Origin of the sequence: Arabiibacter massiliensis, from assembly GCF_902386925.1 — a bacterium.
In the GTDB taxonomy this organism is placed as follows: domain Bacteria; phylum Actinomycetota; class Coriobacteriia; order Coriobacteriales; family Eggerthellaceae; genus Arabiibacter; species Arabiibacter massiliensis.
Genome location: NZ_LR698996.1, coordinates 1,187,164 through 1,202,709, shown reverse-complemented (window position 1 = coordinate 1,202,709; position 15,546 = coordinate 1,187,164). Strand labels below are relative to the sequence as shown.

Annotated in this window: 14 protein-coding genes; all 14 read left to right on the top strand. The window is 69.8% G+C overall.

Annotation, left to right across the window (positions count from 1 at the left end):
• Positions 1–208: 208 nt before the first annotated feature.
• The 14 genes from FX134_RS05265 (at position 209) to hisI (ending at position 15,519) form a co-directional block, all read left to right on the top strand.
• Positions 209–2,191, top strand: coding sequence for a sensor domain-containing diguanylate cyclase (locus tag FX134_RS05265; protein WP_143412138.1), 1,983 nt, complete (start codon positions 209–211; stop codon positions 2,189–2,191).
• A gap of 161 nt (positions 2,192–2,352) precedes the next feature.
• Positions 2,353–2,664: an Asp-tRNA(Asn)/Glu-tRNA(Gln) amidotransferase subunit GatC gene (gatC, locus tag FX134_RS05260; RefSeq protein WP_080798649.1), complete on the top strand. Its 312-nt coding sequence runs from the start codon at positions 2,353–2,355 to the stop codon at positions 2,662–2,664.
• A complete protein-coding gene (gene gatA / locus FX134_RS05255) occupies positions 2,664–4,355 on the top strand; it encodes an Asp-tRNA(Asn)/Glu-tRNA(Gln) amidotransferase subunit GatA (RefSeq protein WP_080798646.1) in 1,692 nt (563 codons plus the stop codon). The genes gatC and gatA overlap by 1 nt, the downstream gene beginning before the upstream one ends.
• Before the next feature lies 1 nt (position 4,356).
• Entirely contained in the window at positions 4,357–5,931 is a 1,575-nt protein-coding gene (gatB, locus tag FX134_RS05250) for an Asp-tRNA(Asn)/Glu-tRNA(Gln) amidotransferase subunit GatB (RefSeq protein ID WP_080798643.1), read from the top strand.
• Positions 5,932–5,939: 8 nt separating this feature from the next.
• On the top strand, positions 5,940–6,215 hold the full coding sequence (locus FX134_RS05245) for a holotricin-3 (protein WP_080798641.1): 276 nt from the start codon (positions 5,940–5,942) through the stop codon (positions 6,213–6,215).
• Positions 6,216–6,369: 154 nt separating this feature from the next.
• Positions 6,370–7,263, top strand: coding sequence for a DUF2797 domain-containing protein (locus FX134_RS05240; protein WP_080803789.1), 894 nt, complete (start codon positions 6,370–6,372; stop codon positions 7,261–7,263).
• Positions 7,264–7,685: 422 nt separating this feature from the next.
• On the top strand, positions 7,686–9,344 hold the full coding sequence (hisZ, locus tag FX134_RS05235; RefSeq protein WP_080798638.1) for an ATP phosphoribosyltransferase regulatory subunit: 1,659 nt from the start codon (positions 7,686–7,688) through the stop codon (positions 9,342–9,344).
• A 2-nt stretch (positions 9,345–9,346) separates the two neighbouring features.
• Entirely contained in the window at positions 9,347–10,699 is a 1,353-nt protein-coding gene (gene hisD / locus FX134_RS05230) for a histidinol dehydrogenase (RefSeq protein WP_080798634.1), read from the top strand.
• Positions 10,692–11,774: a histidinol-phosphate transaminase gene (hisC, locus tag FX134_RS05225; protein ID WP_080803785.1), complete on the top strand. Its 1,083-nt coding sequence runs from the start codon at positions 10,692–10,694 to the stop codon at positions 11,772–11,774. The genes hisD and hisC overlap by 8 nt, the downstream gene beginning before the upstream one ends.
• Positions 11,775–11,868: 94 nt before the next feature.
• A complete protein-coding gene (gene hisB / locus FX134_RS05220) occupies positions 11,869–12,462 on the top strand; it encodes an imidazoleglycerol-phosphate dehydratase HisB (RefSeq protein ID WP_080798631.1) in 594 nt (197 codons plus the stop codon).
• On the top strand, positions 12,462–13,229 hold the full coding sequence (hisH, locus tag FX134_RS05215) for an imidazole glycerol phosphate synthase subunit HisH (protein WP_080798628.1): 768 nt from the start codon (positions 12,462–12,464) through the stop codon (positions 13,227–13,229). The genes hisB and hisH overlap by 1 nt, the downstream gene beginning before the upstream one ends.
• A gap of 3 nt (positions 13,230–13,232) precedes the next feature.
• The gene (gene hisA, locus FX134_RS05210) at positions 13,233–14,069 is read left to right on the top strand and encodes a 1-(5-phosphoribosyl)-5-[(5-phosphoribosylamino)methylideneamino]imidazole-4-carboxamide isomerase (protein ID WP_080798625.1); all 837 of its coding nucleotides are present in this window, start codon (positions 13,233–13,235) and stop codon (positions 14,067–14,069) included.
• A gap of 82 nt (positions 14,070–14,151) precedes the next feature.
• Entirely contained in the window at positions 14,152–14,916 is a 765-nt protein-coding gene (gene hisF, locus FX134_RS05205; RefSeq protein ID WP_080798623.1) for an imidazole glycerol phosphate synthase subunit HisF, read from the top strand.
• Positions 14,917–15,177: 261 nt separating this feature from the next.
• The gene (hisI, locus tag FX134_RS05200) at positions 15,178–15,519 is read left to right on the top strand and encodes a phosphoribosyl-AMP cyclohydrolase (RefSeq protein ID WP_080798620.1); all 342 of its coding nucleotides are present in this window, start codon (positions 15,178–15,180) and stop codon (positions 15,517–15,519) included.
• Positions 15,520–15,546 lie beyond the last annotated feature (27 nt).

Sequence of the window (15,546 nt, the reverse complement as noted above, 5' to 3'; positions counted from 1 at the left end):
ACCCGTTCCGGGGGATTTCTCGCCGGGTGGCCCGTTCATCAGGCATTTCGTGCACGGGCAACGGGCCGCGCGCCTCTGCCGGCCGGCGGCGGCCGTCGCGCGCGGCGGCTTTCGGGGCGCGGCTGACTCCACTTGCGGTTGAACCTCGCGCGAGCCTGCCGCCGGCCGCTGATGCTATACTCGGTTATTCGCGATGAAGCGCCCGGCGATGGCGCGCCGGCTGGCCGAGAGGAGCTGGGTGGAGACAGGCCGCACGACAACCCGAAAGCCGCTGGCGGTGCCGGTGGCCGCCACCTTGGCGCTTGCGGTGGTGGCCGCGCTTCTGTGCTGGGCCGTGTACGTCAGCACCGAGCGCAGCTTCTACGAGGCGACGGCCGCCCACACGCTCGACGCGGTGGAGATCATGCGCGATCTGGGCACGGAGTCGCTCGACACGCGCATCCGCGGGCTCAAGGCCGACGTGCGGGGCCATGCCGCCGAGCAGGGCGCCGCCCTGGCGCAGGCTGCCGACGACGCGGAGCTCGGCCGCGTGCTCTCGGCCATCCATCCTGCGGAAGCGGGGCTCGACTGCTGGTTCCTCGCCTCCGACGGCCGCCTCGTCGGCGCCGACGGAGAGGCCGCCTCCTGGGACGCCGTCATGCCGCCCGCCGATCCCCTTGAGGCGCTCTCGGCCGACGACGCGCTGCTGATGGGGCCGGCCTACAACGGCGAGCGCTCCTACATCATGGCGGTGGCGGCGCCCATCGTCGTGGACGGCCAGGCGGCGGGCGCGCTCGTCGAGCGCATCGACGGCTACCGCGTGAGCGACTGGATAGCCAACCTGCGCTTCAAGGCGGGCTACGGCTCGGCCTACCTCATCGACGGCACGGGCCGCAACATCGCGGCTTCCCGCGAGGAGAACTACGACTGGTTCGAGTCCGAGTACAACGCCACGGAGAACGCCGCCCGAACGGGCGATGCCCAGGACCAGGGCGTGGCCGCCCTCGAGCAGCTGCCGTTGCAGGGCGCGCGCGGCATGGGAAGCTACGAGTGGGAGGGCGGCACCAGCTACATGGCCTACGGCCCGCTCGAGGAAGCGGACTGGGCCCTGTTCGTGGGCTTCTACGGCAACGAGCTGGAGCGCTACGCCCGCGACGCGGCCTCGCAGAGCAACGGGCCGGCGCAGGCCTCCCTCGCGCTGTTGGTGGCGGTCCTCGGAGCCATCGCGCTGTTCTCGGTGCGCGGCCTGCGCCGCCAGCGCGCCGCCAATCGCGAGCTGGTGAGCCAGAAGGAGCAGATCGAGCGCCAGGCCCAGGACCTCCTCGTGAGCGAGGAGCGCTTCAAGGTGGCCATGGAGAAGACGGGCAACATCGTGGTGGACTTCGACGTGTCGAAGGGCGACGTGCTTTGCTTCACCACGCCCGAGGACGCGAAGCACTGCGATCCCACGCCCGAGGGGCTGCGGCGCTGCCTCGTGGGAAGCGGCGAGGTGGAGGACGAGTCGCTCCAGCTGTTCCTGGACGCGCTGGACGACGTGCTGCACGGCGCCCAGCGGGCCTCCTGCATGCTGGAGGTGCGCGGGACGGCGGGCGAGAAGCTGTGGTACCGCGCGTCGCTGTCCCCGGTGGCCGCGGGCGAGGGCGGCCCTTTGCGCGTGATCGGCGTGCTGGAGGATGTGACGAAGGAGCGCGAGGCCGAGTACGACGACCTCACCGGGCTGCTCGACCGCAAGGCGGCGTTCGAGACGGTGCAGGAGTGGCTGGACGCGGCCGGCGAATCGTCGCGCTGCGCGTTCGCCATGGTGGACGTGGACCGCTTCAAGGAGGTCAACGACACCTACGGCCACGCCGCCGGCGACGAGGCGCTGCGCTGGGTGGCCGACGTGCTGGGCGAGTGCTGCGGAGGGGAGGCCGTGGTGGCCCGCTACGGCGGGGACGAGTTCTGCCTGTTCTGCCGCGAGGCTCCTTCGCGCGAGCATATGTCCGCCGTGTTCGACGAGGTGAACCGCCGGCTGGGCGACGGGCGCGACCTGGGCCGGGGCAGGATGGCCCTCTCGTGCAGCTTCGGCGCGGTGGAGCATCGGGGCGCGGGCGCCGCCTTCGAGCAGCTGCAGGCCGAGGCCGACGAGGCGCTCTACCGCGCCAAGGCCGCCGGCCGGCGCACGCACGCGTTCTTCGACGAGGCCCCGAAGGACGGCGAGGCCGCCCGGTAGCGCCCGTGTGTTAAAAATCGCCGTCGCGCTCGCGCCTCCTGCCGCTCGGGCCGGAGGTTTGCTATCATGGTGGCCGTTATGTTTTCACCTGTCCCACCTTCGGCGCGCGCGAGGATCGCAGCGCCGACGCGTGAGAACGAGGGAAGGAAAGAGCAGGCCCTATGACCCAGCATCTCACCGAGCACGACGTCCGAGGCATCGCGGAGTACACGCGCATCGGCCTCATGGACGACGAGGTCGTCCGGATGGCCGCCGACCTCAACGCCATCATCGACAGCCTCGCGCCCATCACCGAGTACGACCTCGACGGCGTGGAGCCCACGTTCCACCCCATCGGCGGGCTTTCCAACGTCATGCGCGAGGACGCCGAGGAGCCCGGCTTCTCGCAGGACGCGGCGCTCGAGAACGCGCCGAGGCAGCAGGACGGGTGCTTCCTCATCCCGTCCATCTTGGGCGAAGGGGGCGATCGCTGATGGCCGCCGCATCCGAGCGCGCGTTCGGCGCGATGGGCGTGCGCGAGATACGCGCCGGCCTGGCCGCGCGCGAGTTCAGCGCCCGCGAGGTGGCCGAGTCGTCGCTTTCCCGCGTGCGCGCCCTCGATGGCGCGACGCACGCCTTCCTGGAGACCACCGAGCAGCTGGCGCTCGAGGCCGCCGCGCGCGTGGACGCGGCCGCGGCCGCCGGCACGCTGGACGCGATGGGGCCGCTCGCCGGCGTGCCCGTGGCGTTCAAGGACAACATGAACCTGGCGGGCACGCATACCACCTGCTCGTCGCGTATGCTCGCCAACTACGTGTCGCCCTTCACGGCCACGTGCGTCGCGCGCACGCTCGAGGCCGGCGGCATTCCGCTCGGCAAGCTCAACATGGACGAGTTCGCGTTCGGCTCCTCAACCGAGACGAGCGCCTTCGGCCCCTCGCGCAATCCCTGGGACCTCGAGCGCGTGCCCGGCGGCTCGTCGGGCGGCAGCGCGGCGGCCGTGGCGGCGGGCCTGGCCGCGGTGACGCTGGGCAGCGACACGGGCGGCTCCATCCGCCAGCCCGGCAGCTTCTGCGGCTGCGTGGCCGTCAAGCCCACCTACGGCGTGGTGTCGCGCTTCGGCGTGGTGGCCTTCGGCAGCTCGCTCGACCAGGTGGGCCCGTTCGCCCGCTCGGTGGAGGACGCGGCGCTCGCGCTGAACGCCATCGCCGGCCGCGACGCGCTCGACTGCACGAGCCAAGCGGTGGACGTCGACTTCACGGCGAATCTGGCCGAGGGCGTGCGCGGCATGCGTATCGGCATCGTGCCCGCGTTCATGGAGGCCAAGGGCCTTACGCCCGAGGTGAAGGCCAAGGTGGAGGAGGCCGCCGAGCATCTGCGCGCGCTGGGAGCGGAGATCGTGGAGGTGGAGCTGCCCAACGCGCAGGCCGCCATGAGCGCCTACTACGTGCTGGGCCCCTGCGAGGCGTTCTCCAACCTGGCGCGCTTCGATTCGGTGCGCTACGGCTACTGCGACCCCGGGCACAAGGACCTGGGCGGCCAGTACGAGGCGAGCCGCGCCAAGGGCTTCGGCCCCGAGTCGCGCCGCCGCATCATGCTGGGCAGCTACCTTCTGTCCGCCGGCGTGTACGATAGGTACTACTACCCGGCGCAGCAGGTGCGCACGCTCATCACGCAGGACTACGCGCGCGCCTACGAGCAGGTGGACTGCATCCTGGCGCCCGTCTCCCCGCGCACGTCGTTCAAGTTCGGCGAGGTGAGCGACCCCACCGACATGTACCTGTCCGACATGTTCACCATCTCCATCAACATCGCCGGCAACGGCGGCATGAGCCTGCCGGTGGGCCTCGGCGCCGAGACGGGCCTGCCCGTGGGCGTGCAGCTCATCTCGCCGGCGTTCAAGGACGAGAACATGCTGCGCGCCGCCGCCGCCCTCGAGACGGTCTACGGCCCCGCGCCGGTCGCGCCCCTCTTCTCAGGCGAGGCCCCGGATATCAAGGCCGCCCCCGCCGACATCCCCGACGCAGCCGACGCGACGCCGGGCGTCGACCTGCCCGGCTTGCTGACAGAGGAGGGCGGCTTCGGCGTTGCCCACCAAGCGAGTTCCGCAGCGCAGCGAGGACTGTCCGAGCGACTGGGCAATGCCGAAGGCGCCCCGTCGCAGGTTGAAAAGGCAGGTGAGTAGCATGCGCAAGCTCGAAGAGGTCCTGCAGGATTGGGAGGCCGTCATCGGCCTCGAGATCCATGCCGAGCTCACGACGCTCGACACGAAGATGTTCTGCGGCTGCAAGCTGGAGTTCGGCGCCGAGCCCAACACCCACACCTGCCCCGTGTGCCTGGGCATGCCGGGCGCGCTGCCCGTGCCGAACCGCGCGGCCATCGAGTCCATCGTGCTGGCGGGCCTGGCCACCAACTGCGACATCGAGAAGCACTCGATGTTCTACCGCAAGACCTACATGTACCCCGACATGTCGAAGAACTACCAGACCACGCAGGGTCCCGTGGCCTTCTGCATGCGCGGCTTCCTGGACTTGGACGTGGACGGCGCGGCCGCCAAGGAGCGCCACGGCATCGAGGCCCTGGCCGAGGGCGACACGATGGAGAACATCACGCGCACGGCGGAGGGCTACACCGCGCACGTGGGCATCACGCGCATCCACATGGAGGAGGACGCGGGCAAGATGGTGCACGTCGGCGGCGGCGAGGGCCGCATCGCGGGTGCCACGCACTCGCTCGTGGACTACAACCGCGCGGGCACGCCCTTGACCGAGCTCGTGACCGAGCCCGACCTGCGCACGCCCGAGGAGGCGCGCCTGTTCATGCAGAAGCTGCGCCAGATCTACCTGGCGCTCGGCATCTCGGATTGCTCGATGGAGGAGGGCTCCATGCGCTGCGACGGCAACGTGAGCCTGCGCCGCCGCGGGGCGAAGGAGTTCGGCGTGAAGACCGAGCTCAAGAACATGAACAGCTTCAAGAACCTCCACGACGGCCTGGCCTACGAGATATGCCGCCAGGCCGAGGTGCTCGAGGAGGGCGGCCAGATCTTCCAGGAGACGCGCCACTGGGACCCGTCCAAGAAGCGCACCATCGTGATGCGCGTGAAGGAGACGGCCGACGACTACCGCCTGTTCCCCGACCCGGACCTCGCGCCCTACGACCTCACCGACGAGTGGATCGAGTCGGTGCGCGCCAAGCTCCCCGAGCTGCCCGACCAGAAGGCGGCCCGCTTCGAGGACGCGTTCGGCCTCACGCCTTACGACGCGCGCCACCTCGTGGAGCATCGCGAGACGGCCGACTTCTTCGAGGCGTGCATGGGGCTGGCTGGCGCCGATGCGGCAAAGCTGGCGAAGCCGGTGGCGAACCTCGTCATCAACGACGTGACCGCCTACCTGAACGCGCATGAGGGCGTGCGGCTGGCCGACACGGCGCTCACCCCCGCCCGCGCGCTCGAACTCGTGCGCCTGGTGGCTGAAGACGCCATCTCGTCCAAGCAGGGCAAAGAGGTGTTCGCGGCCGTACTCGACGAGGATAAGGACCCGGCCGCCATCGTGCGCGAGCGCGGCATGGAGCAGGTGTCCGACACCGGCGCCATCGAAGCCGTGGTGGACGCGGTGCTGGCCGCGAACCCCGACAAGGTGGCCCAGTACCAGGGCGGCAAGACGGGCCTCATCGGCTTCTTCGTGGGCCAGTGCATGAAGGAGATGCGCGGCCAGGGCAACCCCAAGGTCATCAACGAGCTCCTGGCGAAAAAGCTGGGGTAGGGGGCATCATGGCTGACGACAGCAGGAGGCCGGGGGACTGGCAGCGCAAGGATCTGCGCCGGAGCGCGAACGATCTCGAAGAGGATCCGGATCCGAGGAAGTGGTACGAGCAGACGTTCTGGATCGTGTTCTTCCTGCTCGTGTTCTGGCCGGTGGGCATCGTGCTCGCCTGGCGAAGCGACTGGCACATCGTTGCGAAGGTGGCGGCCACCCTGTACGTGGTCGTGGCCGTGTACTTCTCCTACAACATGTCGCAGATGGTCGCCCAGATGCAGCTGGGCTGACGCTGCTCTATGGCAGGGGCTGCGGCAGCCGATGCGCCGCAGCCCCTGTTTTTTCGGCGCGACGGCCGTCGGGCCATGCGGATGTGCCCCTCGTGCGGTATCATTCTCCTCGAAACACTGAGAGAGATCATTTGAGTTGCACGAGGTGAACATCATGACGACATTTGCAAACGGTCGCACGACCGTCCTGGCGGGCCACGGCTTCGCCGAATCCGGGCCCTATCTCCTGATCAACGACGTGGACGCCGGCGTCCAGCAGCGCTTTTCCGTGCGCGGGCGCACGTTCTCGCTGCGCCGCCTGCCCGCGCGACGCTGCGTGGGGCGCTTCGATCTGGGCTCGTCCGAGCGGAGCGTCTGCCCGCTCAATGTGGAGCTCCTGCCCGATTCGAAGGAGGCGATGTGCCCCGCCTGCATGCAGGCCACCGGCTTCAACCCGTCGTTCTACCACGCCGACTTCATCTCGCCCCAGCAGCGCGCTTACAACCTCACGCCGCATTTCGCGTATCTGGCGTACTTCTCGCCGCGCCACGTGAAGGCCGGCATCTCGGCGCAGGCGCGCGGCATCGAGCGGCTGCTCGAGCAGGGGTCGCGGGCGGCGCGCATCGTGGGTCGCTTCGAGAACGCCGACGACGCGCGCGAGCTGGAGGCGGCGATGTGCGCGCAGCCGGGCATTCTGGAAACCATGCGCGCCTCGCTCAAGACGCGCCTGCTCGTGGAGGAGCGCTACGACTTCGCGGAGGCTCGGGAGGTGCTCGACCGCGAGGTCGCGCGCCTCGGCCTCGACGGCGCGGAGCCGGCGCAGGACCTCTCGCCGTTCTACTTCGGCGGGCCGTCGCCTGACTGCCACGACCTGCAGGTTCCCGAGGGCCACGACGACGAGTGCGGCGGGCGCTGCATCGGCATGGTGGGCGGCGCGCTCGTGTTCGAGCAGGCCGGCGCGAACTACGTCGTGCCGGTGAAGGACTGGGAGTCCCACGAGGTCGAGCTCCTCGAGGACGAGGTGGTGTGCGAGTACGCCTACGAGCCCCAGCAGTTCTCGCTGTTCTGACGGCGCTCCCTTGCGACCACCTCGGTCACTTGTGACGGTTTTGCGCGCAGGGGAGGCTGTTTTTCGTCCTTTTCCGGATGGTTTCTCGGCGGAAAGCGTTTGACGGCTTTGACCGACCTGGGGATATGCCAGCGGCGCGCCCGCATCCGTGCGCAAAACCGTCACAAGTTGTGTTCTTCGAAGGGTGCGGTGCGGCGTCGCTTTCATGGACAGGCGCGGGGCCGTTCGTGTCGTAAAATGATGGGCATCGCAGAAATATCTTGCTTTAGCACTCTACTGTGGTAAAGTAGCGGAACGCGAAGGCGGCGTTGGCTCGGGTTGAGGGCGCGCCGCGGCTCCGATGGCGGAAATGTTTCACGTGAAACATTCGTTCGTGGTGACATTCCGGCTGCGGCCGGTGGACGGAAGGAAGAAGGCGAGGAATGAACCTGGTGACGCCGGCGGGATTTCGGGACGTGCTGACCGACGAGGCGGTGGCGCGCGAGCGCATCGCCCGCGACGTGCAGGCGTGCTTCGCCGAGCGCGGCTACCTGCCCATCGAGACGCCCACGCTCGAGGTCATGGACGTCATGCGCGCGGGGGGCCGCGTGCCGGGCTCGCCGTTCAAGTTCTTCGACGCGCGCGGCGACCTTCTGGCCATGCGCCCCGACGTGACGCTGCAGGTGGCGCGCATGTGCGCGACGCGCTTCGCCGACTGCGCAGGGCCGCTGCGCTTCCGCTACATGCAGCGCGTGTTCCGCGAGGCCGACGGCAGCATGCAGGCCGAGGCGCGCGAGATGACGCAGATCGGCATCGAGTGCATCGGCGAGGCCGGTGCCCAGGCCGACGCCGAGGTGGTGGAGCTGCTCGTGGAGGCGCTCGAGCTAGCCGGCGCGCGCGACTGCCGCCTGGCGCTCGCCACCGTGGGTGTGCTGCGCGCGCTGCTCGCGGCCTGCGGCGCCGCCGCGTCGTGGAAGGAGCAGGTGCTCGACGCCTACCACCGCTCAAACTTCGTGGAGCTCGACCGCCTGACGGGGGAGGGCGCCGCCGAGGCGGGCGCGCCTCCCGTGTTCTCCGCCGCCATCCGCGCGCTGCCGCGCATCCGCGGGGGCCGGGAGGCCATCGACGAGGTGCGCGCGCTCGTGTCGCCGCTCGGCTGCGAGGACGGCCTCGACGCGTTCGCGGCCACGTTCGACCTCCTGTCCGAGCGAGGGCTGGCCGATAGGCTGCTCGTGGACTTCTCGGTCATGAGCTCGTTCGACTACTACACGGGCATCGTGTTCGAAGCCTACGCGCCCGGCCTGGGCTCGCCGCTGGGCGCGGGGGGCCGCTACGACAACATGATCGGCTCCTACGGTGAGAGCCGCCCCGCCGCCGGCTTCGCGTTCTTCCTCGAGCAGGCCATGGCCGCTTCGGCCGCCGGCGCGCCTGCGGACGTCGAGGCCCCCCCCTTGCGCATCGCGGTGCCGAAGGGGTCGCTCAACGCCGACACGGTGGCGGCCCTCGAGGCCGCCGGCCTCGACGTGGCCGGCCTCGCGAACCCGGGGCGGCAGCTCATCATCCGCAACCCGGGCGTCGAGTACGTCATCGTGCGGCCCACCGACGCGCCGGCCTTCGTGGCCTCGGGCGCGGCGGACTGCGGCATCTGCGGCAAGGACTCCCTGCTCGAGGCCGAGCGCGACGTGGTGGAGCTGGTCGACCTCGAGTACGGCGCGTGCCGCTTCGTCGTGGCCGAGCCCGCCGGCGCGGCCGAGGCCACCGACGAGCACCTCCGCCGCCTCGGATCCATCCGCGTGGCCACGAAATACCCCCGCATCACGGCCGCCCATTACGCGAAGACGGGCATGCAGGTGGAGATCGTGAAACTCCATGGAAACATCGAGCTGGCACCCTTGACGGGGATGGCCGAGCGCATCGTGGACATCACGGCCACCGGCACCACCCTGCGCGAGAACGACCTCGTGGTGGTCGATGAGGTGCTCTCGTCCACCGCCCGCTTCTTCGCGAACACCTGCGCGTTCCGCACGGACGCACGTATCGTACAATTGGCCCGGACGCTCGCGCGCGACGCGCAGGGAGCGGACGCCGAGGAAAGGAAGTAGACATGCGCCGCATCATCCTCAAAGCCGGCGAGGTTTTCTCCAACGCCCACCTCAAGCGCACCGGCGCGTTCAACGCCGCCGCGCTCACGGCGGCCACGGCCATCGTCGAGGACGTGCGCGAGCGGGGCGACGAGGCCCTGCGCGAGCTCACGGAGAGGTTCGACGGCGTGCGCGTGGAGGACTTCCGCGTGAGCCAGGCGGCCATCGCCGAGGCCGTTGCCGCGGTCGACGACAAGCTGGCCCGCGCCCTGCGCACCGCTGCGGGCCAGATCCGCGACTTCCACGAGCGCCAGCGCCAGCAGAGCTGGTTCACCGTGCGCGAGGACGGCGCGCTTGTGGGAAGCAAGGTGGAGCCGCTCGATTCCGTGGGCATCTACGTGCCGGGGGGCCGTGCGCTCTACCCGTCGTCGGTGCTGATGAACGCGCTGCCGGCAGCTGTGGCGGGCGTGAAGCGCATCGTGTGCGTGACGCCGCCTACGAAGGACGGCTCGCTCGACCCCGCCATCATCGAGGCCTGCCGCATCTCCGGCGTCACCGAGATCTACGCGGTGGGCGGCGCGCAGGCCGTGGCCGCGCTCGCCTACGGCACCGAGTCCATCGCGCCGGTGGCCAAGATCACCGGCCCCGGCAACGCCTACGTGGCGGCCGCGAAGAAGATCGTGTCGGGCGATGTCGGGATAGACATGATCGCCGGCCCCTCCGAGGTGTGCGTCGTGGCCGATTCCACGGCCGACCCGGCGCTCGTGGCCATCGACCTCATGGCGCAGGCCGAGCACGACCCGCTGGCCGCCTGCTACCTGGTCGCCTTCGATGCGGAATACGCCGACGAGGTGGAGCGCATGGTGGAGCGGCACTTGCAGTCCTCCACGCGCGCCGAGATCACGGCCGCGTCGCTCGCCGACCAGGGGCTCGTCGTGGTGTGCGAGAGCATGGAGCAGGCCGTCGAGGCCGTGAACGTCATCGCGCCCGAGCATCTCGAGCTGCACGTCAACCACGCCTTCGACCTTCTGGGCGCCATTCGCAACGCCGGCGCCATCTTCCTGGGCGCGTGGACGCCGGAGGCCGTGGGCGACTACGTGGCCGGCCCGAACCACACGCTGCCCACGGGCGGCACGGCGCGCTTCTCCTCGCCGCTCTCCGTCGACGAGTTCGTGAAGAAGTCGAGCGTCATCCAGTATTCCTCGACCGCGCTCGCCAACGACGCCGACGCCGTCATGGCCATCGCGCGCCACGAGGGCCTCTGGGCGCACGCGATGAGCGTCGAGATGCGCAAGAACCTGCTCGACTGGGGCAACGTCTATGGGATCGAGGGCGGCGACGGCGCGCGCCGCGGAGACGGGGGAGCCGATGCGTAGCGTCTGCGCCCCGGCTCCGCAGCTCGCGGGCCTTGAGCCCTACGACCCGAAGTACCTGCCCGCCGACGCGTTCCTCTCGGCCAACGAGAACCCGCACGACGTTGAGCAGGAGGTCCGCCGCGACATCATGCGCGAGATCAAGCGCCTGCCGCTGAACCGCTACCCGGATCCTCTCGCCAACGACCTGCGCGACATGATCGCCGAGGCGAACGGCCTCGACCGCGACCAGGTGCTCGTGGGCAACGGCGGCGACGAGCTCTTATTCAACCTGGCGCTCGCGTGGGGCGGGCCGGGGCGCACGTTCCTCAACCTGCCGCCCACGTTCTCGGTCTACGATGCCAACGCGCGCCTTACGAACACGGCGGTGGTGGACGTGCCGCGCCGCGCGGACTTCTCCATCGACGAGGAGGCCGTGCTCGCGCGCCTGGCCGAGGGCGGCATCGACTACCTGATCATCACGAGCCCGAACAACCCCACGGGGCAGCTCGCCGGCGAGGAGTTCATGCTGCGCGTGCTCGACGCCACCGACGCGCTCGTCATGGTGGACGAGGCGTACTTCGAGTTCTCGCGCCAGACGATGCGGCCCTACCTGGACAAGCACAAGAACCTCGTCATCCTGCGCACGTTCTCGAAGGCGTTCAGCCTCGCGGGTGTGCGGATGGGCTACCTTCTGGGCGACGCGGAGGTGGTGCGCGAGTTCGTGAAGGTGCGCCAGCCGTACTCGGTGGACGCGGTGTCGCAGGCCGTCGCGCGCGTGGTGTACGCCAACCGCGCGAAGTTCGAGCCGGGCATCCGGGACATCATCTCCGAGCGCGCCCGCGTCATCGACGGCCTCAAGCGCATCCCCGGCGTGAAGCCGTTCCCGTCGGACGCGAACTACGTGCTGTTCCGCATCGAGAACGCGGGCCAGATCTGGGAGATGCTCTACGGCCGCGGCGTGCTCGTGCGCGACTTCTCGCGTGCGCCGCTTCTGGAGGACTGCCTGCGCGTGAGCGTCGGCTCGCCGGAGGAGAACGACGCGTTCCTGCGCGCGTTGCGGGATGCGGTGATGGGGAAGTGCGATTTGTCATCCTGAGCGAGCGAACGCAACCCCCTCTGTCATCCTGAGCGAGCGAAGCGAGTCGAAGGATCCCCTGCGGCACCAGCCGACAACGAAAGGACGAGGCACCATGGAAAACCGAACCGCCGCCCTGCGGCGCACGACGAACGAAACGGACATCGAGCTCTCCGTGAACCTTGACGGCACGGGTGCGGCCGACGTGGAGACGGGCATCGGGTTCTTCGACCACATGCTGGCCGCGTTCGGCCGCCACGGCATGTTCGACCTGCGCGTGCGCGCGAAGGGCGACCTCGAGGTGGACGGCCACCACACGGTGGAGGACACGGGCATCGTGCTGGGGCAGGCGTTCGCCCAGGCGCTCGGCGACAAGCGCGGCATCCGCCGGTTCGGCTCGCTCGCGCTGCCGATGGACGAGGCGCTGGTGCTGGCCGCCTGCGACCTGTCGGGCCGCGGCCAGCTGCACTGGGACGTGGACGTGCCGCCCGTGATGATCGGCGCGTTCGATGCGACGCTCGCCAAGGAGTTCTTCATCGCGTTCGCCGCCAACGCGGGCGTCACGCTGCACGTGCGGGGCCTCGCCGGCGAGAACGCGCACCACATCGTCGAGGCGGCGTTCAAGGCCGTGGCGCGCGCCCTGCGCGAGGCCGTGGAGCCCGACGCGCGCCTGGGCGATGCGCTTCCCAGCACGAAGGGCAGTCTGTGATGGCCCGTCGCATCGCCGTCGTCGACTACCGCAAGGGCAATCTGAAGAGTGTCGAGCGCGGCCTGGCCGCTGCGGGAGGCGACGCGTTCGTCACCGACGATGCGGCCGCCATCGCGGCGGCCGACGCCATCGTGCTGCCGGGCGTGGGCGCGTTCGCCGACGCCTCCGCCACCATGACCGAACTCGGGCAGATGGACGTCATTCGCCGCCGCATCGCCGCCGGCGTGCCGTTCCTCGGCATCTGCCTGGGCATGCACCTCATGTTCGAGGAAGGCGTCGAAGGCGCGCCGCTTGAGGACGACGAGGAATCCACCCGCAACGCCCCCGGCCTGGCCGTCCTGCCGGGCGTCGTAACAAGGATGCCCAAGCAGGACGACCAAGGCCTCTCCTACAAGGTGCCCCACGTAGGCTGGAACACGGTGCAACTGCGTGACGGCAGCGAGGGCTTCGGCGGCCTCCACCAAGCGAGTTCCACAGCGCAGCGAGGACTGTCTGAGCGACTGGAGGCTGCCGAAGCCCTTGCGGACGGCGACGGCATCTGCCCCCTGTTCGACGGCATACCGTCGGGCACCTATTTCTACTTCACGCATAGCTATATCGCGCCGTCGGGTCCGTTCGCCATCGGCGAGACCGCGCACAGCGTGGCGTTCCCCTCTGCCGTGCAGTACGGCGAGGCCGCCTTCGGCGTGCAGTTCCATCCCGAGAAGAGCTCGGACGCGGGCGCGGCGCTGCTGCGCAATTTCGTCGACTTCGTGAAAGGGGCGTGAGCCATGTACCTGCTCCCGGCCATCGATATCCTGGGCGGCAAGGCCGTCCGCCTCGCCAAAGGCGACTACGACCAGGTGACGGTCTACAACGACGACCCCGCCGCGCAGGCGCAGGCCTTCGAGGAGCAGGGTGCCTCGTGGCTGCATGTGGTCGACCTCGACGGCGCTCGTTCGGGCGAGCCGGAGAACATCGCCCTCATCGAGCGCATCCTGGCGAAGACCCTGCTCAAGGTGGAGGTGGGCGGCGGCGTCCGCTCGCTTCCCACCATCGCGCGCCTGGCCGACGCCGGCGTGTCGCGCGTGGTGCTGGGCACCTCGCTCGTGGCCGACCCTGATTTCGCGGAGGCCGCCATCGCGCGCTACGGCAAGCTGCTCGCGGCCGGCATCGACGCGCGAGGCGGCGAGGTGGCCGTGGCGGGCTGGCGCGAGGGCTCCGGCGTGGCTGCCGAGGAGCTGGCGCGCCACGTTGCCGACCTGGGATTTCGCCATCTCGTGTACACCGACATCGCGCGCGACGGCATGCAGACGGGCATCGATCCGGCCGCGTACGTGCGCATGGCCGAGGCGTTCGGCCGTCCCGTGATCGCGTCGGGCGGCGTGGCGGGCCTCGCCGACATCGAGGCGCTCGGCCAGGTAGCGGCCAGCGTCGAAGGCGTCATCGCGGGGCGTGCCGTGTACGAGGGCGCGCTCTCGGTGGCCGAGGGCGTGCGCGCCTGCGAGGACGCTACGCGCCGCATGGAGGCCGCCGCCGTCCAGTCGAACCCGTGCGGCGCGGCGGTCGCCCCGCAGCCGTCCGTCGGGCCCGACGACCCCCATCCCGCGCCCGTCATACCCTGTTGACCGATGGTCGACGCCGCAGGTGCGGCGTACGACGCGGTGAAGAAGGGCTTCGGCAAGCTGTTCGGAAGGAAGGGCTGAGACGATGCTGGCCAAACGCGTGATCCCCTGCATGGACGTGAAGGACGGCCGCGTGGTGAAGGGCGTGAACTTCGTGAACCTGCGCGACGCGGGCGACCCCATCGAGCTCGCGCAGCGCTACGACGAGGAGCGCGCCGACGAGGTCATCTTCCTCGACATCACGGCCACGAGCGACGACCGCGCCACCACGGTGGAGCTGGCCAGCCGCGCGAGCGAGCGGCTGCACCTGCCGTACTGCGTGGGCGGGGGGTTCCGCAGCGTGGCCGACATCCGCACCATGATAGCCGCCGGAGCCGACAAGGTGTCGGTGAACTCGGCCGCGGTGGCGGACCCCGCGCTCATCACCGAGGCGGCCGCCGCGTTCGGAGGCCAGGCCATCGTGTGCGCCATCGATGCGAAGCACGTCGCAGGCGCGGGGGATAAGTGGGAGGTGTACGTGCATGGCGGGCGTAAAGCCACCGGCATCGACGCCGTGGAATGGGCGCGCGAGGCGGCCCGGCGCGGGGCGGGGGAGATCCTGCTCACCAGCATGGACCGCGACGGCAGCCGCGACGGCTTCGACTGCGCGCTCACCCGCGCGGTGGCGCGCGCCGTGGACATCCCGGTCATCGCGAGCGGCGGGGTGGGCAAGCTCGAGCACTTCGCCCAGGGCATCATCGAGGGCGAGGCCGACGCCGTGCTGGCCGCAAGCGTCTTCCACTTCGGCGAGCTCACCGTCCGCCAAGTGAAAGAGCACATGCGCGCCCAGGGCATTCCGGTGAGGCTTTGACGCTTTGTCATCCTGAGCGAGCGTAAGCGAGTCGAAGGATCCCGTGCGGCGCCAGCAGGGACGCTTACGGTTGACACCGCACGGGATCCTTCCCCTAAAGGGACTAGCTTCGCGTCGCGACTCCGCGCTGCGCGCTCCGCTCAGGATGACATGCTGCATGCGCTGACGCGCTCCGCTCAGGATGACATGCTGCGTGTCAATGGTGAAACCGTAATTGTGCAGCAGCTGCTGCAGAATTTGTGCGAGCAAGGAGGAAGCGATATGGATCTGCCTGACCTCACCTACAACCCTGACGGCCTCATCCCGTGCATCGTGCAGGATGCGGGCACGCTCGAGGTGCTCATGATGGCGTGGATGAGCGCGGAGTCGCTCGCGCTCACGCTCGAGCGCGGCGAGACGGTGTTCTGGAGCCGCAGCCGCCAAGAACTCTGGCGCAAGGGCGCCACCTCCGGCAACGTCCAGCGCCTCGTCGAGCTGCGCTACGACTGCGATGCCGACACGCTGCTCGCCCTCGTGAACCCGGCCGGCCCGGCCTGCCACACCGGCGAGCGCAGCTGCTTCTACCGTGCGATCCGGGCCGCAGGCGGGCGCCTTTCCGATTAACCCGCAGGCGGGCCGCGTGCGGCGTGA